Here is a 228-nt window from a genome sequence, read left to right on the forward strand (position 1 = left end):
ACGCGTTCGCCGTCCCCGAGACCGACGAGCAGTTCCACGCCGCCCAGAACGCCGGGGAGGAGTCCCGATGAGCCAGAAGACCTTCCGCCTGCCCGACCTCGGCGGGGGCCTGACCGAGTCCGAGATCGTGACGTGGCGCGTGGCCGCGGGCGACGCGGCGAGCGTGATCCAGGTGGTCGCCGACGTCGTGACGGTCAAGGCCGTGGGCGCGGTCTCGGGCCCGGTCGC

The 228-nt window shown here is 73.7% G+C and carries 1 protein-coding gene; it reads left to right on the forward strand.

Translation table 11 applies throughout. The features are described 5' to 3' along the window. Window positions 1–67 precede the first annotated feature (67 nt). A partial coding sequence (locus tag KVS67_RS13880; RefSeq protein ID WP_305799852.1) for a biotin/lipoyl-containing protein occupies window positions 68–228 on the forward strand: 161 nt, incomplete at its 3' end.

It is taken from the genome of Micrococcus sp. GbtcB5 (assembly GCF_019091605.1).
Classification (GTDB): Bacteria; Actinomycetota; Actinomycetes; order Actinomycetales; family Micrococcaceae; genus Micrococcus; species Micrococcus luteus.